This is a genomic window from Pseudoalteromonas rubra, assembly GCF_004212645.1.
Lineage (GTDB): Bacteria > Pseudomonadota > Gammaproteobacteria > Enterobacterales > Alteromonadaceae > Pseudoalteromonas > Pseudoalteromonas rubra_G.
The window spans coordinates 1-22594 of record NZ_PPUZ01000055.1 but is presented as its reverse complement, the minus strand read 5'-3'; the positions used below and the strand labels follow the sequence as shown (position 1 = coordinate 22594).

The window sequence follows — 22594 nt, the reverse complement described above, 5'->3', positions numbered from 1 at the left end:
GGGATGAATAAAAATGTCTTACTGCTGGCCTGCTGCCAGGGTCTGATCACCACAGGCAATATTCTGCTGGTGACCATCTCTGCGCTGGTAGGGCAGTTGCTCAGCCCGTCGGCGGCGCTGACCACTTTGCCTGTGGCTATGCAGATGGCAGGGTTGTTGATGGCGACCATTCCTGCCTCGCTGATCATGGCTAAAACCGGTCGCAGACTGGGCTTCTCACTGGGTAATCTGGTCGGGATCAGCGGCACCTTGCTGGGTGTCTGGGCGCTCAGAGAAAGTCATTTTGCCCTGTTTTGTGTGGCGACCACTTTGATTGGTATCGGTATTGGTTTTGCCACCTTGTATCGATTTGCGGCCATAGAGGCCAGTGACAAGCCCGCTACGGCCATTTCGACCATTATGGCCAGTGGTGTGGTGGCAGCGATTTTAGGGCCGAACCTGGCCGTCTGGGTCAATGAGGTGTATCCGGCGCTCAATTATGCCAACTCTTTTGTTGCGCTCAGCGGCTTGTATGTGCTCGCTTTGCTGCTGCTACAGGGCGTACGCTTTACGGAAGTGGATCCACATACCACTGAAGCACCCGCCCGGACCCTGAGAGAGATCGTAGCACAGAAGCAGTTTCAGCTGGCGGTGCTGGTGGCCATGATCAGCTATTCTGTGATGAATTTCCTGATGACAGCAACGCCGCTGGCCATGCATCGTCATGGATTTGATCTGGCGGACTCTGCGCTGGTGATTGAGTGGCATGTGCTGGGCATGTTCCTGCCATCGTTTTTCACCGGTAAGCTGATTGAACGCTTCGGGGCACGCGTCATGATCCTGTTGGGCTGTGTGTTGTATCTGGCGAGTGCCGGTATTAACTTGCTGGGCGTGAGCCACTGGCATTTTTTATTGGCCTTATTTGCCCTGGGCGTAGGCTGGAACTTTATGTTCATCAGCGCCACGCAATTGGTCAGTCAGACGTATGCGCCGCAGGAGCGTGCCAAGGCACAAGCCTGTAATGAATTTCTGGTCTTCAGCATGGTAGTGGCATCCTCACTGAGTGCAGGTTTTCTGGAAGCCACGGTGGGCTGGCAGACGCTTAACCTGTGGAGTATGCCTGTGGTGCTGGCGGCTTTAATAGCCACCCTTGTGCTGTCCAGAGGCAGTGTCACACCTGCACGTTTACAGGCAAGCTGAGGTAGGCAAGCACCACTTCATCGCGAAACAGGATGTCCTGGTGTTTGCCCTCGCTGCGGTAGTGCTGACACATGGCCTGGGCACTGCGTGTTTGCGCTTTTAACAGCTGGCTGGGCATATCAACACTGGCCGCGGCGCTGTGCCATTTATCGGTGAGTGCCGGTGGTGGTGCAGGCAAAGTGGGCAGCACCCGCTCGACCAGCTCAAAGGCACTGTCGCGTGCCAGCAGCAGCATGTCGTCATTGGCGGCGGCAAACCAGCTGACACCGGTATGGCTCACACACACCAAAGGCAAAAATGGCGCCAGTGCCGGGAAAATCTCATTACGATAGACGTCGACCTCCCAGTAGCTGCGAGCGATTTTAACGAACTGCTCAAAGCTGGTAATGGCACCAAACCCCGATTCTGCGAGTAAGCGGATCTCAACCCGGGGTTTATTGGGGTTGACGGTGTCGTTGGCTGCATCTATGTACCAGGGGCCGGCCACCAGCGCATTCTGAAAATACTCATCACGCAGCGAGCCCCATACCGGTTCGAGCGTCAGGCCGCTGTCCAGCAGGGCTTTGAGCGGTTGCAGAGGTGCTGCAACGGGCTCTTTTGCTAGCTCAGCTTTGAGTAGATCCTGGATAGCATTGCGGACTTCCTTACAGCGCCCGAGCGGATAAGGTTTGCCTGCAAATATGGGATACTTTTGTGCCAGTGCGGGGTCAATCTTCAGGCGTAAATGGGCCAGATACACTTCCTGAGCGGTGACTTGTTGTGCTGTGAGCATCGGGGTTCCTGCATCAGTGAGTACTGTATGCAGTGTAACCCCGTGTCTGACAAGATAAAAGCCGTTGGCTTATTTTATACAGCTGATCAGATAGCTGAGAATAGCATCCGGTTGAGCCGGGTCACGGCTATAGTCCGGCAGGTAGGCCGGTTTATCCAGTAACTGACGTTCAACCAGCATGTCTATGGCATCCAATTGTGCCAGCCCGGTTTTGCCCAGATAGAGGTTATCGAGCGAGCGCTGCTGCGACAACTTCACCACGTCTCTGAAGCCTTTCAGATAGAGATGGTCTTTGGTAAATCCGCCACCGCGAAACACGCGAGTCGTCAGGCCAAACGCTTCGGCGCTGCCCAGATAGCTGGTATCACGCAAAAACTCATACACCTGATAAAACTGTTCACCTTTGACCATTTTATCTACCGCCAGCACCCGCAGCGCTAGGGTTTTCAGACGCATCAAATTGATATTCCCCGACTGGAACTCACGAAAAATCGCCAGCCCTTCCTGGGTATAAGTGTTGCCCGGCAGGCCCAGACGCAGCAGATGCAGCGGCTGTTGCTCGGCATTGAGCGTCGTGAGCAGGTGCACACCAATTTCATGCTCTATCAGTGCTCTTACATCCAGCTCAGAGAACATCGCCGTGCTGTTAACCAGCAGGGTTTTCTTGCCATTATCCACCATGGCCTTAGCCACCAGCTTAGTCGACAGGCTCACCTTACAGGGCAGCTGCATTTGTGCAATGGCCTGCTCAAAGCGGCCCAGCGCCTGCTCGGCAGTGATGGTTTTTGGGGCCGCCGGCTGTGGCTCAGTGGCATGGATGATAAAGCGCGCGTTGGCGATGTCATCGACACTCGGTTCACCATAGTAACGCAGCGAGTTATACAAGAACTGCTCTTTGCCGACCTGAGTGATCACATCAATTTTGGTGGCAAAGTTATCAATCAGCTTGCGATAAATGTCTTTGATCAGCGGATCGCCGATGTCCGCCACGGGCAAGCGATAGAGCTGCTCTTTAAATTCATAGGGATCCATGCGCAGCGGACGATACTTAAACTGGGGCCGGTAATGGCTTTTGTTAAAGAAGCGGCGCTTTTCCTGGGCAATATTCGTCGGATTCACATAATGCAGGGTGTCCAGGTTACGGGCCAGTTTATACAGCGCCAGATCGACCGCCTTGATGGCCGGATCTATATGTTGCTGAACATGGTTAAACTGCACCATGGCTTTGGAGCAATAGCGTTTAATAAAAAACCGCGCGGTCTGGGTCAGGGCAATATGCAGATTGCGCTTGAGCTTTTCGAACACCAGCGGGTAGAGCTCCCCGGTCAGCTCATCCATAAAGAATTTACGCACTTCCAGCGGCAGGATCAGGGTGTTTTTGTATGTTTTAGTGACAAACGTAGCCTGGTAACCGTCACCCTGAAACACGCTGTTTTCGGCAAAGCTCAGCGGCGCGCCCTGGAACTTTTTGCGGCACAGCTGTTGCCTGAGGGTATTAAATACCGGACGCCAGCGCAGTGCATCGAGCTGGGCAGTGCCGAGGTTAAAGTCGGGCGCAAAGTCGTACTGGCGAACCTGCCAGTTGTAGCTGTGAATGTCGAACACCAGACAGGCACCGAATTTTTTCTCCAGTGTATCCAGTACCAGCTTAAGCACCTGATAGTAGGCCGCATGTTTAGACAGACTGAGATCGCGCTCGCTGCCATCGGGCTGCTGTTGCCAGACTTCTTTGCCCCACGCCTGGGTATAAATGGCCTGCTGCGGGGCACGGTTAAGGTCGTACTCGTAACGGGAGTCACGGGCTATCAACACAATCGGCATGGCATCAATCAGCTCGCCGGTGTGGGGATCTTCCTCTTCAAAACGGGCCTGCTCGCTCAGCGCCATATTGCCGTGCAAGGAGGTCCGCAAGCGGCTTCCGGCATGGACGGCTGTCGCCACATAAGGCACATATTCGCGAATGTGCAAATACACGGCACCGCCGGCTACTTCCCCTTCAAAGGGTTGCTGGGCGGCAAGGGCCGCGACCAGCGCTTGTTCAGACTGCATGGGCATCTTCAATTACCTGACGAAATGCATTTTTACGATGGTTTACCAGCTCTTTGGCATGCACCACACTTTCAACAAAGTCGATCACCTGTACCTGCAAACGGGTGCGGTTCAGACGATTGATGCGAGAGATCCCGCCCGGACTGAGTACATTCACCTCAATCAGCTTGCCGCCAATCACATCAATGCCCACAAAGTACAGACCATCGCGCACCAGTTTAGGGCCTATGTGTTTACACAGTGCTTGTTCCTGCGCGGTCAGTTTATGCTTGACCACTTTGCCACCGGCATGCACATTGGCACGCACTTCATTGCTGGCCGGAATCCGTTTCATCGCCCCGATGGGCTCGCCATTGAGCATCAGGATCCGCACATCACCTTCCGCGGCACCGGGCACATATTCCTGCAAAATCACATAGTTGCTGCCTTTGCCAGACTCATCGCCACCAATATAAAACTCCAGCAGGGAGCTGAAACTTTGCTTGGCGCTTTTTTCCAGCACAATGACCCCGCGACCACCGTAGCCATCGAGCGGCTTGAGGATCATTTTGTCGCAGCTGGATTCGGCGAAGATCCGCTCCAGGTATTCTTTGTTTTTGGACACATGGGTGGCCGGGATAAACTCACTGGCGGTGCCCTGAAAGGACGCGGTGTACAGCTTATTGTTAGCAATACGCAACCCGTCTATGTCGTTTACGATAAAGGTATCGTCGCGCACAGAATCAAGAAAGTTCATGGCCAGGGTATCGAGCGGCGGATTGGCGCGCATAAAAATCACATCAAAACCGGCCAGCGGCAACTGAGTACGCTTAAACTGGGCTTTGTTGTAAAAACTGACGAAGTTGTCGGAGACCTTGTCCTGCTTGACGAACACATCGCAAAATGCGCTGGCAACGCTGTCGCGAATAGTCAGGGCATTGACTGTGGTAATGGCCACAATGTGATTGCGCGATACCGCTTCGTGGATCAGGCGCAGGGTACTGTCGTTCTCGGCGTCAACCCGCTCCCACGGGTACATAATAAAACAAATTTTCACTGTCGGAATAGATCACTTAATCAGGCTTATTTTTGGCGACTATAACGACAAAAGCTTTGCTTAGCTCGCGAGTTATTTTTATCGTCAGGATAAAAAATAAAGGGGGATATTGGAGAGGTGAACAGGAAAACTCAGGACGCCGGGCAGCGTCCTGATATGGCTCTGGTCAGGCTACTTTTTCTTTTTCGCTTTGACTTTGGCGGCCTTTTTCTTGGCTTTGATTTTTGCCGGATCTTTTTTCTTTTTCGGCAGCTTAGCTTCTTTGTGTTTTGGCTCCAGCCCTTCTATCACGCGGCGTTTTAGTTTCTGCTCAGTATAGCGCTCAACCTTGCCTAGGATCTCGGCATCGTGGGCCTCAACCAGAGAAATAGCAGTGCCTTTTTTGCCGGCACGACCGGTACGACCAATGCGGTGAACATAAATGTCGGCAGTGCGCGGCATATCAAAGTTAATGACATGGCTGATATCCGCAACGTCGATACCACGCGCCGCGACATCGGTGGCGATCAGAATGCGGGTGCGACCACTGTGGAAGCTGGCCATGGCGGCCATACGCTTGTCCTGCGGCATTTCACCACGCAGCCAGGTGGTTTTGATGTCCTGGGTGTATAGCTCGCCAACCAGTTTTTCGAGACGCTCGCGGGTTTTGACAAACACAATGGCCTTAGTGACGTCTTCACTTTGCAGCAGGTTGGCCAGCATCGCCAGTTTATGCTCGTAATCATCGGCCAGATGGATCCACTGATGAATTTTACCTTTTTCTTTGCGCGATGATTCGGCTTCAAGCAGCGCCGGATCTTTTAAGATACGCTCGGCAAACAGCTCAACACTGTCGCCTTCCAGGGTCGCTGAAAACAGGAAACACTGACGGCGGTTTTTGGCTTCGTTGCAGATCTTGAGCATTTCTTTTTTAAAGCCCAGGTCGAGCATGCGGTCGGCTTCATCGAGGATCAACAGCTCAACGTTATCGGCGTGGAAGTTCTCGGTTTCGAGGTATTCCATCAAACGCCCCGGTGTGGCGATCAGAATATCGTTGTTCTTTTCGAAGATCTCTTTGTGACTGCCGTAGTTAATTCCCCCGGTCACTACGCCGATTTTCAGGTGCGTGCCTGCTGCCAGCGCTTCGCATTGCTCAAACACTTGGTAGGCAAGCTCGCGGGTCGGTGTCATGATCAGCACACGAGCAAACCCAGGGTCGCGACGCGGGAAATCCATCAAATACTGAATTGCCGGGATCAGGAACGCGGCTGTTTTACCTGTACCCGTTGGCGCGGAAGCAAGGATATCGCGGCCCATCAGGGCCTCCGGAATGGCCAGCTGTTGAATGCTGGTGGCTTGCTCAAAGCCCATTTTTTTTATGGCAGTCAGTAGCGTGCCGTCGAGATCGAATTCAGTAAATTGCATAGTGCATCACAAATAAAGGACAATAGCGGAATTATACTTGGCAATCCGGGTTTCTCAAAGGAGCAAAATGGCAGGCTTTGCATTTAAGCAATTTACGGTGGCGCAATCGCGCAGTGCAATGAAGGTGTCGACCGATGGGGTGTTATTCGGCGCCTGGGTTTCTGTGGCCGGTGCCCAGCGCATGCTCGACATTGGCGCAGGTACGGGGTTACTGAGTTTGATGTGCAAACAGCGCGCCCCAAAGCTTGCTATAGATGCGGTTGAAATTGATGCGCAGGCCTGTCTGGATGCAAAGGACAATATTTACGCCAGTCCCTGGGAGGACATTTGTGTACACCATACACCCATTCAGACATTCGTCTCGGACCAGTCTTATGATTTGGTGATCAGCAATCCGCCATACTTTAATCACAGCTTAAAAGGGCCGGATGCCGCCCGTAACACCGCACGGCACACCGACAGTTTGAGTTTTGTGCAACTTATAGAGGCATTTATGCGCCACAGTCACGCACAAGGTCGATTGGCGGTGATTTTACCAGCTCAGGAAGGACTCGCGTTTATCACGCTGGCTGTTCAGCGCGGTCTATATCTGGCACGCCGTTGTAATGTGTCCATGACGCCCGACAAACCTATGAGCAGGCTGATGCTGGAATTCCACCGTAACCAAACCACGCAGGAGCTGCATAGCCTGTGTGTGAGAAACAAAATGGGGGAGTATAGCGAGGCGTTTATTGCTCTGTGTCGTGATTTCTATCTAAAAATGTGACCCAGAGGGGCGGCGTAATGGGCACTCATGCAGTAATCTTATGTAATATCTAAGATGTTTTAAAAGCGCTACACTCGCAAATAGCCAAATAAGACTAAACTGGGTTAATGCATGCCCAGTGCAAGGAGCCGATAATGGACCAAGATACCCAAATCATCTGTGACTTTCTGAGCGACATAAATTTGCCTCATGCGCTTTGCCCCGTTGAGGGAGAGATGTTTTTACCGGGGCTACAAATCGTACATGGCGTACTACATATAGACGTTGATAAGCTGGTTTGCCCGGGAGACATACTCCATGAAGCGGGCCACATTGCAGTGTGTGAGCCGATATTCAGGCCACAGCTGCACAAAGATGTGTACAAAAACGGGCTTAAAAATGGGCGTGAAAAACAAGCCATGGACGGTGAAGAAATGGCGGCAACCGCCTGGTCTGTGGCTGCCATTTGGCACCTTGGTTTACCGATTGATCTGGTTTTCCCGGAAAACAGTTATCAGGGCATGAATCAGGCGCTGAAGGAGAGTTTCCAAAATGGAGGAGTCTTTGGCGATCCGCTGCTGACAGCTTGGGATATGACCTGCCCGGAAAAGGGCTTCCCTACAATGACAAGCTGGATGAGGGAAGTGCGTTGGGTACATGAACTGCCAGAGACACAGGCTGAAGCTTGAAGAAATTTTCAGGGTTATACTAAACCCTCAGAGCAGATTGAACTCGAACGCTCTGAGGGAGGAGAGTCATGCCTGACCGTGCTGACGTATCTTAGTCAGAAAGTCAGAGATATCTACGGAGCAAAAGGTCACCATTGCAAAGAATTGGTTGAGTTTAGGTTGGCCAACATCGCGTTCCCAGTTTTCATAGGTTTTACGACACACGCCAAGTTGCGTGGCCATCGCCTGCGTTGTCACGCCTTTGTTCTTTCTTAACTTCCTGAGATCATCACCGGTAATGTATCGGGAAAAAAAGTCCATAGTGGTAATTCCTTTGTTTGTTGTTGTAAAGGTAAAGCCGGGTTCGCTCGATACACTTTGACGCATTATCTTAAAATCACTTTCCCGGACGCCTATTGCTATTTCCTGCAATGGGTAATTTGTAACTCAGATTGCAATGAAAAAAATAATAATGTGCGACTTTTTTGTAGGTTATGAATTGATTCATCAGGGACTGTGGCCAGTCAAAAATTTGCGGGCGTCAAAATGAAGAATTTAACAGAGAAGTCCTCCATAAACATTTAAGAAAAATGTCATATTAAAGAGATCTTGGTTTTGATCTCGCCTCTGGTCAATAGATAAACATTTTTCTTGTTGACCTGAATACAAAGTGAACAATACAATATTGCTCTCCCAATCATATCTATATTTAATTTACCTTTTGTTAATGTTGGGCGTCTGATACAAATGGATAAATGAGATAAATAACGTAGCTCATTGATAATAAATAATAGAAGCAGGATATAGTTTAAGCGATCAAAGGATATATATGATGATAAGCGCTTTTCCGAGCAGAGCCACACTTACCTTACTATTCGCTCTGATTAACTTGTGTGTCACGCATATAGTGGATGCAAGCAGTCAAACTGAGTTTGAGCAAGCATATGCACCGATTCAGGTGGGGAAAATAACGACATTTATTCCGATAGAATTGCGCCCAGACGCGATAGTCAAACTCTCAAGCCAGGAACTTGATGGGTATACAAATCTTGCCTGGACACCCTCACCACAGGCCGACTACTACCAGATATTCAAGTTTGATGGTCAAACTTGGCAGCTGGTGGCATCTCGTGTAACTACCAGCTTTTATCGATATAACGGTAGCGGCAGCTTTAAAGTTGTAGCCTGTCATCGTTTTGGTTGCTCATCAAGTAATCCAGAGGACACAAATGTGAGCGAAGCGTTGGCGATCAACGCCTTTTATGCTCAGGATGATAACGCATTGACAGCTGGCAGTGCTGTTATAGTTGGTTGGCAGCTTTCTGGCGCGACAAGTGCAGTGGTTACGCATACTCAAAACGGTGGTAGTCATACTACGCGGATCTCATCTACGAGCTTGGGTAGACAATCTTTTACAGTATTTGGCGACTCGCAATTCACTTTAACGGCTTATGGATTTAATGGACAAAGCACCTCAACGTCTATTCAGGTGCCGATCGCTGAGGAAAATCCGTTCTTAGCAATCGGCACTAAAAGTGACTACAAACAACCTTTGTTCGGTTTAAATTTGGATATTATTGAGCGCACTGTCTTTCAAAATGAGCACCATCTGATTTTCTCTACGCATGATGGCAAATTATATTTTTTTAGAGCACAAAAAGAGCAGGAACAACCCGTTTCCTGGCAGCAGGGGTGGGCTATCGAGTTAGAAGGCGTGGTGAATAGCGCCCCTCGCCTGACAGAAAACCATCTCTACTACAATGAAACGAACTCGGATAATCAGGGGCGAACCTGTAAAGTTCGTTTAGCAGATATTGACTCTCTGATATGCACAACTTATGAAGACGATGCCTTACTTACCAGCCCAGTCATAATTAATAATGATGGAGATTATTCTGCGAAATTTATGGACTCACTGGCGGGTGTAAATCAAAAAGCCACGGGGGTCTATGCGTTTTATCACAGCGGTAAAGTAAAGATTTTTGATCAGCAAGATTTAACCCCAGAACCACAGAGTTTTACGCTGACAGAGCATATCGAACAGCCTGTCATTAACACCCCAACTTTATTTCTGAATAAAAAGAACATTCAAGGTTTAACCGAGTTAATACTCGTCAAAGACCAAGATCAGGTACTCGGCGTAGCTGTTCCGACAGCAAGTTCTGTGCAACAACAGTCGCGTAGTTTTGGCGTGCTGTCGGTAAACGCACTAAGTGAGCCTAAGCCGATGACCGTACTATGGAAGGGAGCGCTATAACATGAAAAAAACAATAGTAACCAAAGCGGCTACCCTATTAGCGTTTGCATTAATGAGCGGCATGTCAGCATCCGCTATGGCGGGTAAATGTACCGATGCAACCGACCTGTCATTTCTATCTGATAGTGGAGAATACAAAATCGACCTCACTAAGATGGAGGGAGCTGAGTATTCCTCCTCTGAGGTTGACAGGGAATTTGACAGCATTGGCTTTATCAAAATTGGTGGCACAGAATACTCAAGCTCTAACTGGACAGGCGGCGCAACTTATACATCCTACGAAACCCATATTCCCTATGTGAAATTGAAAAAGCTCCCTGGATTTGGTAAGCACACACTTACTGTGGAAGTTATCACAATGTCTGAATCTGGTTGTCGGGAGGAGTGCCATAAATCGTATCATGAGAAAACTTGCACCATGGACGTCACCTATAAGAAAAAGACCACCCCATCTTTTTCAAATATAGACCACGGTAACATCGACAGAAATCAGCCCGTGACGGTGCGCTTTACCGCCAACGATGATGGCGGAGATTTGAAGCAAATTGTTATTAAAAAAGACGATACTCCCGTTAAAACCTGTACCAATGCAGGTGCATCAAAGCTCAGCTGCAACATAGAGTATAATGCGAATACGTTTTCTCTTGGTTATCACTCCTGGACAGCAACCGCCACAGACAGTGATGATATCAGCAACAGTAAAACCGTAAGCTTTTACGTCTTAGAGCCCAATATCGCGCCGACTATTTCCAATATCACCATAAAAAACAATAATGTGCTGATGCCAGGTGACGATGCATTGGTGTCGTTTACTATCAAAGATGCAAATACACAGTCTTATAATAAATTGGATCTGGACACCTTTACAATCAACGCAGTCCAATATAAAGACAGTAGCCACTGTACCTCTTCCACGAGCGAGATTACCTGTACCGACGTACCAATCGCTGCCACGCCAGGCCAGGGGAGTAATGAGTTTCCAATTGTTGTCAGTGTGAGCGATCAACAGGGCGCTTCGGCATCTAAGCAAGCCGCTGTGAGCTTTAATTATGCGCCCAGTGCCAGCTTGAATGCTTTGCCAGATTCAGTGACTAAAGATGAAACCATTGAGGTTACGGCAACCGCAAGGGATGCCAGCGGTGTGAAGCAGGTGAAAATCTGCTTAAACTCAAAAGGCCAGAGTGAGCCATCGGTCACGGCCTGTGCAAAATTGTTAAAGCAATGCGATTTTGCAAATAAACCGGGTAGTGCTGAGTGTAAAACGAACTTTTCTTATTATAATGCCGGCGGTCATGTTCTGACCAACTCAAATGAATGGTATGTGTCTGTCCATGCCAAAGACGCCCACGATGTTGGGCTAAGCACGCCAACCAATCATTTACTTGTATTTAAAGACCGTTTTTCTTTTGCGGTAGCTAAGGCGCCCAGTGCCAGTTCAAACCCGGTCCGCGTTGGCGACACCGTCACGGCTAAAGTGAAAGTTGCCGCTTTTTCACCTGACTCTAACGAATTAACCGGTCTTAGGCTAACCAGCAATAATGTAACTCAATCTGTGACAGCAAATCCTGCATTGCGAATTACACTGCCGCAGGCAACTATTCCAAGCGAGGCGCAGGAAGTCACGCTTTCCTGGCAAGCAAACACAGTTGGTGAACAAGAAATTCAGCTGACTCTGACAGATAACACCGGTGAGTCAGTTACCAAAAAACTGGGCAATATTGCTGTTGAGCATGAGATACCAGCAAGGCCGACAGGGCTGAAACTCAGCTCAACGAGAGTTGAAGGGGGTGAGCAGCTCACCATGGAGGGCTTTGACGCAACCAAACAGCTGATTGTAAAAGTGTACCTTGATGAGGAGGAAACCCCAGAAGGCGAGGACCCCAAAAAAATTCTTAAGGACGAGACTACCCTGAATGTCAGTGGTAACTTTGAGTTAAGCTATACCTTTTTAACAACCCCGGCATTACATGGCAAGCAACTGACATTTAAAGTAACGCCAGTCAATTTTTCTCCTAACAATCCTAATAGGGTGTATGGTGATGAGGTGACAGAGGAACGCCCAATTTTTCATCCAACTCCTGTACCTGTGGCACCGCGTTTTAATGATCACACACGGCAAGTTGATGGTCGCTACACACTAAGCTGGCCTGATAATGCGGATGGTGTTACAGATTATTATCAGCTGAACAGCTGGCCTGGGTTACCGAGCGACAAACACCATACGCCGAATCAGCTATCTGCCAAGATAACGTCAAATCAGTATACGGTGGTGTACTTAAATCAAGGTCATTTTACCCACGAACTGATCGCATGCAACAACATGGATCGCTGTACAGCGGGTCAACAGATCACCATTGCTCATATGCCACCAATACTGCAATCTGCAACTGTATCTGCGTGCTCCGAAACGCAATGTGATTTCACTGTAACAGGGTTGTTTTTAGGGGGGGCCGAGAGTCGGATAAAGGTTCGTAACCGCGCAACGGGTGAAGTTTTTTCAGCCTATAGTTATCGTGTTATTGATGACAACACCATCACAGCCAAGATTGATAAAAAAGTCGAGGAAGGGTTCCTAAAGGGTGGCTTGCACGTCACTGCGACCAACGGGGTATGGAAAGACGGCAAGTTAGTGCAAAGCACGCTGATGGTAGATTCTACAGGTAGCAGCGGCCAGCCTGATCTGCTTGAAGGTCAGATGGCTATGAGTGATAACGGATACCTCTATATTGGTGAGGACACCGGTCTGGCAGGTTACAGTGCTTTTCATAATGAGTTTAAAAAGTTGTGGGTATATGAACCCCAAACTAAAAACAGTGGGCGCGATGATATTCCAGCTAAGGTGACCGCACGGCCCTTAGTTGAAAGTGTGGCAGATGATGATCACATTTATTTTGGCTCAGAAAATCATCAGTTCTACAAGTTGCGTCACAGGCCAAAACAAAGCAGTGGTTCTTTGAGAAAAGTTCAGGATTGGCTGTTTACCTCCAAAGGGCCGATTATTGCTCCTGCGCAACTGGACCAGGATGGCAACCTGTACGTTGGTTCCATGGACAGCAACCTGTACTCACTGGATAAGCAAACAGGTCAGGTACAGTGGCAGTACGAGTTTCCGGCCGGCATTAATCACCAGGTGGATGTGGCTGCATCCGGGCAACTCTACGTAAAAACGGCTGACGGCGAGCTGCATGTTATCGACAGAACCATGATTTCTGCCAACGCCATAAAATGGCGAGACTTAGGTGTATTATATGACGCCTTCAAAGAGCAGATTGCACAATGGGAAAGTAGCCGCTGGCAGCCTAATCAGGAGCATACCCAGCTAGTTGCACTGACCAAAGCCATGCTAGTGCTGCTGCAGCGCGCACCGAGCAAAGATCAATTAAGCCTGTTGGCATATCTGTATGATAACGGATATTCGTTTAATGAAATTATCAGTGCTTTAATCAACGCCAATCCTGAGCTGGCGAATGCCGATGATGCCGTGTTTATCAACACTCTGTTCAAGTATTTTCTGGGTACAGTGACTGGCGACGAAATTTTGGGAGGAGGCGATCAGGCCTACTGGGTTGCGCAGCTCAGATCAGGTGTTACCCGTGCTGACGTGTTTATTGCATTGCTGGAAGCCGGCGCCGCCAGAAGCCAGTATGACAATGCCACATTCAACTTGCTCGACTACTTCTATAACTACTGCCGGGTGGTGAATGATTGTAACTATGACTATGACTCAGACAAAGATGGGTTAAGCGATGAGGTTGAGATTGAGTTGGGTACTAACCCGGTTGATGCTGCTGATGGACTCAGTGCACCGTCGCTTACCTTGAGCAACAAGGGGGGCGGTACGGTTGAACTGACCATGTCTTCAGATTCGCTTGTTGAGGAATATGAGCTCTATGTGTCACAGCACAATCAGGACTATTACCGGGCAGAGGTTATCGCAGCACAAACTGCGACGGATGGACCGGTAACAGGAGATAGTACCTCTTGGGTGAATGCCTATGACAATGGCGAATATCGCTTTAAAGTTAAAGCCTGCGTCCGTGTCGCCCTGGAAGGGAACCCAAGAGTATTGCACTGCAGTAATAACTTTTCTAATGAAGAGCGAGTACTGATCAATGACAGTACCCAGACTGCACCACCTAGTATTTCATTGCCATTTGTACAGGCGCAGAATAATGCGCCGTCAATGGATGTATTGCTAACGCACGCTCGCTTCACCCCAACTATGGGTAGCTTCCGCGTAACTGAATCAGGGTCGGCGGCCTACAATGTTCCGATAGAGTTACCAGTCGGTATTACAGGGGTTCAACCATCAGTCAGTCTTGACTACAACTCTCAAACGTCCCGTACCAGTATTGCACTGGGCTGGAGTTTAAGTGCCACGTCCAGTGTTACACGCTGTCGCCAGACTTTGGCTCAGGATGGTCAGTTCAAAGGGTTAACCCTGAGTGATGACGATCGTTACTGCTTAGATGGGCAGCGCCTGATTAAACTGGATGTGGATGAGTCTATTGACGGCCTTTCGACGATCGCTACCTATGAAACTGAGATTGAGAGTCACCAGACAATCGTGCTTGCGAATAACCCAGAGACCGGGTTGGATATGTTTGTCGTCATGGGTAAAGATGGCTCTTACAAGTACTACGGAGGTACTGAAAACAGTGAAGTACGCATTGTTGATAGCGAAGAGCAAGAGCATGTACTGACCTGGATGATCCGAAAGGTCACAGATAACCTGCAAAACGATGAAACCTCCATCTATTACACCTATACAAAGGAGGCTTCAGATGGTCAGCCGCTTGGTAGTAACGAAAAAGTACTGAGTACGATTGAGTATAGCGGCAATACCGTGCAGTTTACTTACTCTGTCACAGAGACTTATCGCTCAAGCCATATTGATGGTGCCAAGCTTACCCAGGTAGCGCATCTGGAGGGGATCAGAGTAACTAATCACCACGGCTTTGAGTTAAGTGATTATTCACTGGCATTTGCTACTGAGAATAATGGTGTGCGCACCCTGAAAAGTATTAAGCAGTGTCGCAACCAAATATGCAAACGTCCGATAGAGTTCGACTACACACCGTTTGCCAGTGACATAAAGTACAAGTCGTATGCTGAGGTCTTCGCGCCATCAGAGGACAATAAACTGGCAGCCATGACGATGATCGACGCTCAGGGCGATGGTACTGCAGAAGTAGCTACTCTGGAAAAAATCGGAGATAAACAATACGAACTATGTCTCTGGGAAGGCAACACCTTTGAACCAGCAAGCCAAGTTGCGTGTAGTAAAATATCCCGTTATGACAATTCAGACACGGTGGATATGCAGGCGGTTGATGCCAATGGTGATGGCAAGCAGTCGTTGTGGATCAGCTTGCAAGATAACCACAATGGCAATCACAAAACCAATACTTACTACTGGACACGCGCGTCTTTAAACTTAGGGTCGATTGAGTGGTCGCCTTTACCTCTATCTGACAGCTATGGGCCATTTATCAAGAGCAGCAGGTTTGCTGATTTTAATGGCGATGGTTATGCCGATCTAGTATTCCAGCAAAAAGAAGCGCGTTTGCCTGGTGATAGTAAGTGGCATCCTAAGTTCAATGATAAAAATGAGATTTTTGTCGCGTTTTACGACCCTGTGACAAACGAATTCTTAGAGCCTCGCGTTGCCAATTCAAATAGACCGGGTGACTACTCGCAGATGACCCAGAAGAATACGCCCTGGTATGCAATGGACGTAAACTTTGATGGATTGGCGGATATTGTGTCGCTTAGGTGCCCAGACAATAATTGTGGTGATGACAAAGCGAGCTATGTTTATGTCAATATTAACCAGGGCCTGACCAGTAGCGGGTATCTGAGGTACTTTGATTCGAACTCGATTACCAAGTATCCGGCAAAAAATATTGAGCTCCTCACGCCTGCTGATGTGAATGGGGACGGTCTGATTGATTTTATCTACCTTAAAACAGCGAATTACAATGATGCTGTAAAGGATTGGCGTGTTGTGCTGAATCAGTCAAGTGAGCGCATTTTATTTGAAGATATGCACCTTGACTGGTCTAAAACGGTTCCACATCGTGAGGGTCTAATAAGCGATAAAATTGCGCCAATGGTGATGGATGTCAATAAAGACGGCCAAACAGAGCTGTACTTCCCGGTTGAGCATAGCCAGTCAAGTTCCCATAGTTGGGTGCAATTTGTGTGGCAAGTTGCACAAGAAGAGTTCGTTAAAACACCAAATTACACGCCATTTTTGACGCCTTATATGCAATTGGACAAAGGGGATATCGCGTTTTTCAGCGACTACGATCGCAATGGCGTACCTGATCTGATGTTTAGAACTGGTGACAAAGTGTTGGTGAAATTCAACCTGGATCAATCACCTTATGAAGGGTATTTGTCAGGTATCACCCAAGGTTACGGTAACAAGACTCAAATACACTATGCACTAATGTCTGACGAGGCTGTCTATAAACCTTCCTCATCCGCACATGGAGTGCCTCGTTTCGCTGAGGATCAGAAAGATAGCAGCACATTTAAAGCTCAGGGCTTGAAAGTAACGCCTATCAATGGTGGGCCAATGGTACTGGTATCGCGGGTTGAGACAGATAGCCCAAGTTCTTCTGATGATACTTTGATAAGCGCTGTTGAATACAGTTATGAAGGAGCACAAGTACAGTTTGGTGGTCGAGGCATGCTTGGCTTTAAAGCCCTGACTACAGTCAATATCAAAGACGGTCAGCAGTTTAGTACAACCACGCGTTATCATCAGGCATTTCCGCTAACAGGTATGCCAGCCAGAACCATTAAAGCGTTCAATGGCACGGTGATCAGTAGTGCGGTGAACGACTATTACTTAAAGCCTAACCAGCATAATTCAGGGCGAACGTATCAGGTTTATAATCGACTGTCGAAAGAATGTACCAGTCGGATCAATATGAATGCTGACTCGACAATTGGTTCAAGTCAGTGTTCGAGTACCGAAACAGTGCAGGATGTGTATGGCAATGTGACTCAGACCATTGCTAAACAACTAGCCGACAATCGCTCTACGCCTATTGTAGATTTCTCAAATGATCAGGCCTGGCGCAGCATTGACAGCTTAAGCGTGGCCAACCCGCTCTCAAGTGTGACGACCAGCAATAATTATGGTGCAACGGATAGCTATAAAAAGCTTGGTCGTTTGGTTTCATCAACGGTTACGCATTCAGCCATTGATAAGGCGGCTCATACGCTGACGTCAGACTTTACTTATTATGATGCCAGCCATGCTAATGCGTATATGCTTGAAAGTGAGACGATTGCAAAGGGCAAAGGGTGTCAGTATGAACTGACAACCAGCTATCAATATGATGCCTTGGGCAATCTAAAACAAAAAAGTACCTCTAACTCTGCATGTGGTAGTGATGACAAGCAAACCCGTATCACAGAAACTATTTACGACTCAGAGAAACGGTATCCGCTTTATTCCAGACAAAAAGCCAACAAACAGGAGCCGTCAACAGCTGGCAACGTATTATGGGCAAAAAGTTCACAAGTAGAGGCACGCAACGCGTTTGGGCTGCCAACTGAAGTGCGGACGGTAAATGGCACAAGAGTGACCACTCTGTATGACGTGTTTGGCTCAAAAATTGGTACTTATAGTGCGTCTGGCGCACAAAGTTATCAGTATCTGACTGCCTGTCAGGACAGTGACAAGTGTGTTGCTCAGGTCAATAAACTTGTCAATGGTGAATTGGTTGAGAAACAATTCATGGACAGAATGGGCAGAGTGTATAAAACCAGCACTATCACTGTTCTGGGGACTTGGCTTAATGCGAAAGTAGAGCATGATCAGTATGGCCGTGCTCTGATGCAGCAGGCGCCGGGGAGTTCTGAAGTTACATACAGCTATGATGCTTTTGACCGTGTAACATCGACTACAGATAACAATAGTCAGGTGATAACAACCTACATTCAGAATGATCTGGTCAGCACGGTTGAGCTGACTGGTGCAGGTGTCTCCACAGGTAAGCAAACAACCACAACCACCAAGAATGCACTTGGGCAGATTGAATCAGTCACCGATGCCAACGGTAAGGTTCTCGAATACACCTATGACAGTCGCGGCAACCAGCTGACGGTAGATTCGTCCGCTGACAATATGATTCTGATAGACAACAGCTACGACTTGCTGGGCCGTAAGGAAACCACGAAAGATGTTGATCGTGGTGATTGGAGCTATGAGTACAATGCGTTTGGAGAGCTAATCAAGCAAACCGATGCGCGAGGTGTTGCAACGCATATAAAGTATGATCTGTTAGGGCGCAAAGTTCGCCAGTGGCATACGCAGCCGGACAGCACCAGTGCCAACTCAACCCACATTGAACAGACCAACATTGTGTATGAAGGCGAGAGCCAATGGCACTTTGGTACCCTGGCTGAGAATGTGCACCAGTTACAGTCTGCAACTCAGGGCGATAACTGGGCTCAATACTACTACTACGACACCTTTGGGCGTGCAGCCGCAACATTGACGGCGCTGGAAACACAGCAATGTACTGAAGGGGTTGTATTCAACACGCGCCTGAACGATTTGCGGATCAAGCAAGGCTACAATGATCCGGACACGCCGAGCCGAGACCTGTCTGATCCGCTTTCTTCCAAATGTGTGATCCAGCAAATGGCGTATGATGAGTTTGGCCGGGTCAGCTATCAGTTTGATGATTATCGCAGGATGGAAAACGGCGAATACATTGATGCCCGAGGAGTGATAAATACCTACCAGCACGGCCTGATTGCACAGAAACATGAAGCGCGAGAAGGGCAGTACGCTCAGCAATACTATGAGGTACAGTCGCTGAATGATCGTGGGCAAGTTACCCAGTATAAGAAAGGTAACGCAATCATGGCGGTGTCGTATGACGATGCGGGTATGGTGAAGACCATTGCAAGTACAAACTATAGCCATATTCAGGCGGATTCTTACAGCTTTGATGGTCTGGGCAATTTACTGAGTCGTGCTCAGATTGCGTTACCTGAGCAAAATTATAAATATGATTTGCTGAACAGGGTAACGCATGTCGAGAATAAGGAGTTGTTTAGATACGATGCCAGTGGCAACTTAAGGTTTAAAGCAAGTTTCAGTAAGAGCGAGGATTTTAGCGGTAAATGTACTTCGGTCAGTGGAAAGTGGTCTCAGTATTATGGCCAGGGTGAAGCGCCCAGACACGCCATAACAAGTCGCTCTTACAATACCGGAGATGTTGATAACAGCTGTAGCTCTGAGCCGGTTATTTTGCCGCCTCCTATTGATCCCATTCTTCCTCCAGGAGATCAACTGTTTAGCGCTGATATTGGCGTACAATCCGCATCGGCAGACACAGACCGAACGGTGACAGAACGGTTTGCCTATGACAAAAATGGTAATCAAACCAAGCTGTATATAGACGGTACGGATTATCGTAGCATTGAGTACACAGCGCGAAATAAAGCGGCTAGCATCACCGTTGATGGTAAAGTTGTACGCTTTAATTACGATGTGAATAATCGCCGTTATAAGCGCGTTGATGAAAATCAGACCGTCTATTACGTTGGTGCGCTGGAGTTGACCGTAAGCTCCAAGGAAAGCGGCGACAATACGCCATTTATTAAGCGCTATATCGGCAACGATGCGCAGCAAAAGTACTTTATGAATGGTAACAGCGCCATACAGTGGATGTTTACCGACCATCAGGGCTCGGTTATTGCAGTCGCAAATCGTAACTACGAGTTACTGGCCCGTTATTCCTATGATGTATTTGGTGTTCAAAAGTATGAGGGGCCTCAAAACCTGGTTGATACACTGAACTTTTCAACGGCGCAGCGTATCTTCGATATGGTATCTGATAACTTCCGCAGCTACACCGGCCATGAGCCCATCACACTCGGCGGCGACAACCGCATCATTCATATGAATGGTCGAGTGTACGATGCAGACACCGGCCGGTTTATGCAGGCGGATCCTTTTGTTCAGGCGCCGAATAATTTGCAGAATTACAATGCTTATAGTTATGTGTTGAATAATCCGCTGAGTTATACGGATCCGAGTGGGTATTTGTTTAAGAAGCTTCTTAAGGGTGCTATGAAGGCGACGGGAACGTGGCAAATGCTTCGCGCTATTGGCAAGGTACCTTGGCTCAACACTATGATTACAGTAGCCCTAAACTTTGTTCCAGGATGTCAGGCTTGGTGCTCAGCTGCTTACAGTGCAGCCTCAACCTTTGCAATTACGGGAAGTTTAAATAAAGGGCTAACAGCAGGTTTAACAGCTGCGGCAATGCCCGGAGGTGGTAGTGCCGGAGCAATACTTGCGAGTGCTGCGATTGGAGGCGTTTCATCTAAGTTGATGGGCGGTAACTTTGGTCATGGATTCTTTGCCGCTGGACTGGGTGCATTAACAGGCGGCATTGGAAGAGGAATCAGTAATCCAATAGGCCAGGTCGTGATTGGTGCTATAGTCGGTGGCACCGTTTCGAAAGTGACCGGCGGCAAATTTGCCAATGGTGCATTCAGTGCGGCTTTTGTAGCAGCGATGAGAGCGGATTGGGGTGATGTATACAAAAATGGCTCGTCTTCTGTAAAAGGGAAGCCAACAGCACCTCAGTTGGAAAGAGCCAAAAGTGCTTTGAACGAATCTAAAGAGAAAATAAATGAGTTTAGACAATCTTTGACCGATAAATCAGGAGACTATAAAAAAATTAGACGCCTGTATGGCTTCTCAGAAGATGGTCAGTTTGAGGCAACACGCTCTTTCCTAATAGATAAGTCTACAGAAGCAATTTCGTCAATTGATAACTATCTAAACAATACAGAACTGTTGCTATCTATTAGTGGTGCGGATGGAGTATACAATCAAATAGATGGTACGTTGGGACTAAATTTTGGTTCAAAAGGAGATTTAACAAGCACCACCGTACACGAAGTAGGTCATTCTGTTGGGCTTGTGCATCCAAAAGGGGCATACCACTCTATAGGTAATATCAGAACTTTATCCGACAACGCATTTTATGGTTCAATGCTCAGGAGTAGTGAGCATATAAGCTTACAACAAAACGCTTATGCATTTGAGTATGCTGTAATGGGAATTTTCGAATGAGAAAAGTTATATACTTCATTATTTTATGTCTGAGTTTTACCGGGTATTCAAATGAAATTGATATCTTGGGAACATTGTCATCTTATGTGCATGTAAAATGTGATGGTGACCGGGTTGATGCGTTGCTGACCTTGGAAAATAAAACACCATATGTTATTACTGTATTACCCGAACAAGGCTTTACTACCAGCAAGGTCGATCCAAGTATTTTTTCTGTTTATGATGCCGAGGCATACAGAAGTGCATTGCTAGGAGGAAATAACCGTAAAACAGCATTATTGATAGGTAACTTTAATGGAAACCTATCTGGAAAGAATGTGAAATTTGAGGCGTTTGAGAAAAAATATTGGATTTATAAAGACCTGGGGAAACACTATAATTTGGTTTCTGGCAGAGATTATTTTCTTAAAGTTGCATTTATGGGAGTAAATGTTAAGTACGAAGATGGAACTAAAGAATTTACGGTGTTGAAGTCTGGAGCATTTCTATTCCCAAATTGTAAAAGGGAAAAATAAATTGTAAAGACGGAAAATATAAAAGACACTTAATCTAAAGCCCCGGCATTCGCCGGGGCTTTTCTGTTTCTGGTCGTATGTCACCGATTTTTTGGTCGCATCGGTTTGACCATTGTGGTCGCATCTATTGACCAGGTGGTCCGCAGGGAGTGTGATATACACTTGTATATATCGCTTGATAGGAACAGGTAAGTCAGAGTTGTATGACCACAAAGTCGATTTGTCATGACCTGCTTTATCAGCACATACGACCAAGTTAGAAACATTAATGTAACAAGCTTAGATGAGGCTATAAGGTTATTCGATGACTGGGTGTTCGAAACTTATTTAGGTGCTCTGTTACTACGTTTAGTTCTGGACAATTGTTTCTATTACTGCGATCAAAACGAGTCATCTCAATCTCTATCTGATGGATTTTTTCAGTATTACGTCTGATGAAGTCTATAAATAGGCCAGACTCTTTCATCGTTGAGTTGATAATACCAATCTCTCTGGCTCGATTAACCATAATATTGAAACTGGCGCTTAAAAGTGCAGCGACATCAGGGGACAGCGCTAACTTTGAAGTGCGAAATTACAAGGACACCCACCCAAAATCGTAGACATTCAGTTCGGATTCTTGGGTGGGTGATTGATATGGATGCTTCGGAATCGGCGTTGGTGGGCCACGCTGATATCCGACACCGGCAACCCCTGGCGTCTGAATAGCGAGCAGCGCGGCAGCTGGGCGCGGTCGTACCTGTACGATGCCCTGGGGCGTCAGGTGGCATCGGTCACCGATTTAGCAAGTACGCTGAGCTGTAAAGATCAAGTCAGCTACGAGCCTGCCACTAAAGATGTGCGGATAACA

General features: G+C 47.9%; 12 protein-coding genes. 7 read left to right on the top strand and 5 right to left on the bottom strand.

Going from position 1 to position 22594, the window contains the following annotated elements; all coding sequences use genetic code 11:
- Positions 1-3: 3 nt before the first annotated feature.
- Positions 4-1179: an MFS transporter gene (locus C3B51_RS18655; protein ID WP_130246014.1), complete on the top strand. Its 1176-nt coding sequence runs from the start codon at positions 4-6 to the stop codon at positions 1177-1179.
- Here the strand turns inward: C3B51_RS18655 and C3B51_RS18650 are convergent.
- The 4 genes from C3B51_RS18650 to srmB all read right to left on the bottom strand — a co-directional run bounded on the left by C3B51_RS18650 (position 1151) and on the right by srmB (position 6440).
- Positions 1151-1951, bottom strand: coding sequence for a hypothetical protein (locus C3B51_RS18650; RefSeq protein WP_130246013.1), 801 nt, complete (start codon positions 1949-1951; stop codon positions 1151-1153). The two genes, C3B51_RS18655 and C3B51_RS18650, sit on opposite strands and share 29 nt — an antisense overlap.
- A gap of 69 nt (positions 1952-2020) precedes the next feature.
- Positions 2021-4006 (bottom strand): flavohemoglobin expression-modulating QEGLA motif protein, encoded by a 1986-nt coding sequence (locus tag C3B51_RS18645; RefSeq protein WP_206076654.1) that lies wholly within the window; start codon positions 4004-4006, stop codon positions 2021-2023.
- Positions 3990-5036, bottom strand: a complete 1047-nt coding sequence (gene gshB, locus C3B51_RS18640; protein WP_125778864.1) for a glutathione synthase — start codon at positions 5034-5036, stop codon at positions 3990-3992. Before gshB ends, C3B51_RS18645 begins: the two co-directional genes overlap by 17 nt.
- A gap of 171 nt (positions 5037-5207) precedes the next feature.
- Positions 5208-6440, bottom strand: coding sequence for an ATP-dependent RNA helicase SrmB (srmB, locus tag C3B51_RS18635; protein WP_054014621.1), 1233 nt, complete (start codon positions 6438-6440; stop codon positions 5208-5210).
- A 67-nt stretch (positions 6441-6507) separates the two neighbouring features.
- Here srmB and C3B51_RS18630 point away from each other — a divergent pair, with 67 nt between their 5' ends.
- The gene (locus tag C3B51_RS18630) at positions 6508-7206 is read left to right on the top strand and encodes a tRNA1(Val) (adenine(37)-N6)-methyltransferase (RefSeq protein WP_130246012.1); all 699 of its coding nucleotides are present in this window, start codon (positions 6508-6510) and stop codon (positions 7204-7206) included.
- Between the two features lie 134 nt (positions 7207-7340).
- The gene (locus C3B51_RS18625; RefSeq protein WP_130246011.1) at positions 7341-7874 is read left to right on the top strand and encodes a hypothetical protein; all 534 of its coding nucleotides are present in this window, start codon (positions 7341-7343) and stop codon (positions 7872-7874) included.
- 66 nt (positions 7875-7940) lie between these two features.
- Here the strand turns inward: C3B51_RS18625 and C3B51_RS18620 are convergent, their stop codons facing one another.
- Positions 7941-8174 (bottom strand): helix-turn-helix domain-containing protein, encoded by a 234-nt coding sequence (locus C3B51_RS18620; protein ID WP_046002947.1) that lies wholly within the window; start codon positions 8172-8174, stop codon positions 7941-7943.
- Positions 8175-8682: 508 nt separating this feature from the next.
- On the opposite strand from C3B51_RS18620, the gene C3B51_RS18615 reads away from it, so the two are divergent.
- From C3B51_RS18615 to C3B51_RS18600, 4 genes are all read left to right on the top strand, one after another.
- Positions 8683-10110: a hypothetical protein gene (locus tag C3B51_RS18615; protein ID WP_130246010.1), complete on the top strand. Its 1428-nt coding sequence runs from the start codon at positions 8683-8685 to the stop codon at positions 10108-10110.
- A 1-nt stretch (position 10111) separates the two neighbouring features.
- The gene (locus C3B51_RS18610; protein ID WP_130246009.1) at positions 10112-21229 is read left to right on the top strand and encodes a SpvB/TcaC N-terminal domain-containing protein; all 11118 of its coding nucleotides are present in this window, start codon (positions 10112-10114) and stop codon (positions 21227-21229) included.
- Positions 21226-21744 carry a hypothetical protein gene (locus C3B51_RS18605; protein ID WP_130246008.1) on the top strand — a complete coding sequence of 173 codons (519 nt, stop codon included), beginning with the start codon at positions 21226-21228 and terminating at the stop codon, positions 21742-21744. The genes C3B51_RS18610 and C3B51_RS18605 overlap by 4 nt, the downstream gene beginning before the upstream one ends.
- 640 nt (positions 21745-22384) lie before the next feature.
- Positions 22385-22594: hypothetical protein (locus C3B51_RS18600; protein ID WP_130246007.1), on the top strand; the 210-nt coding region annotated here is incomplete at its 3' end.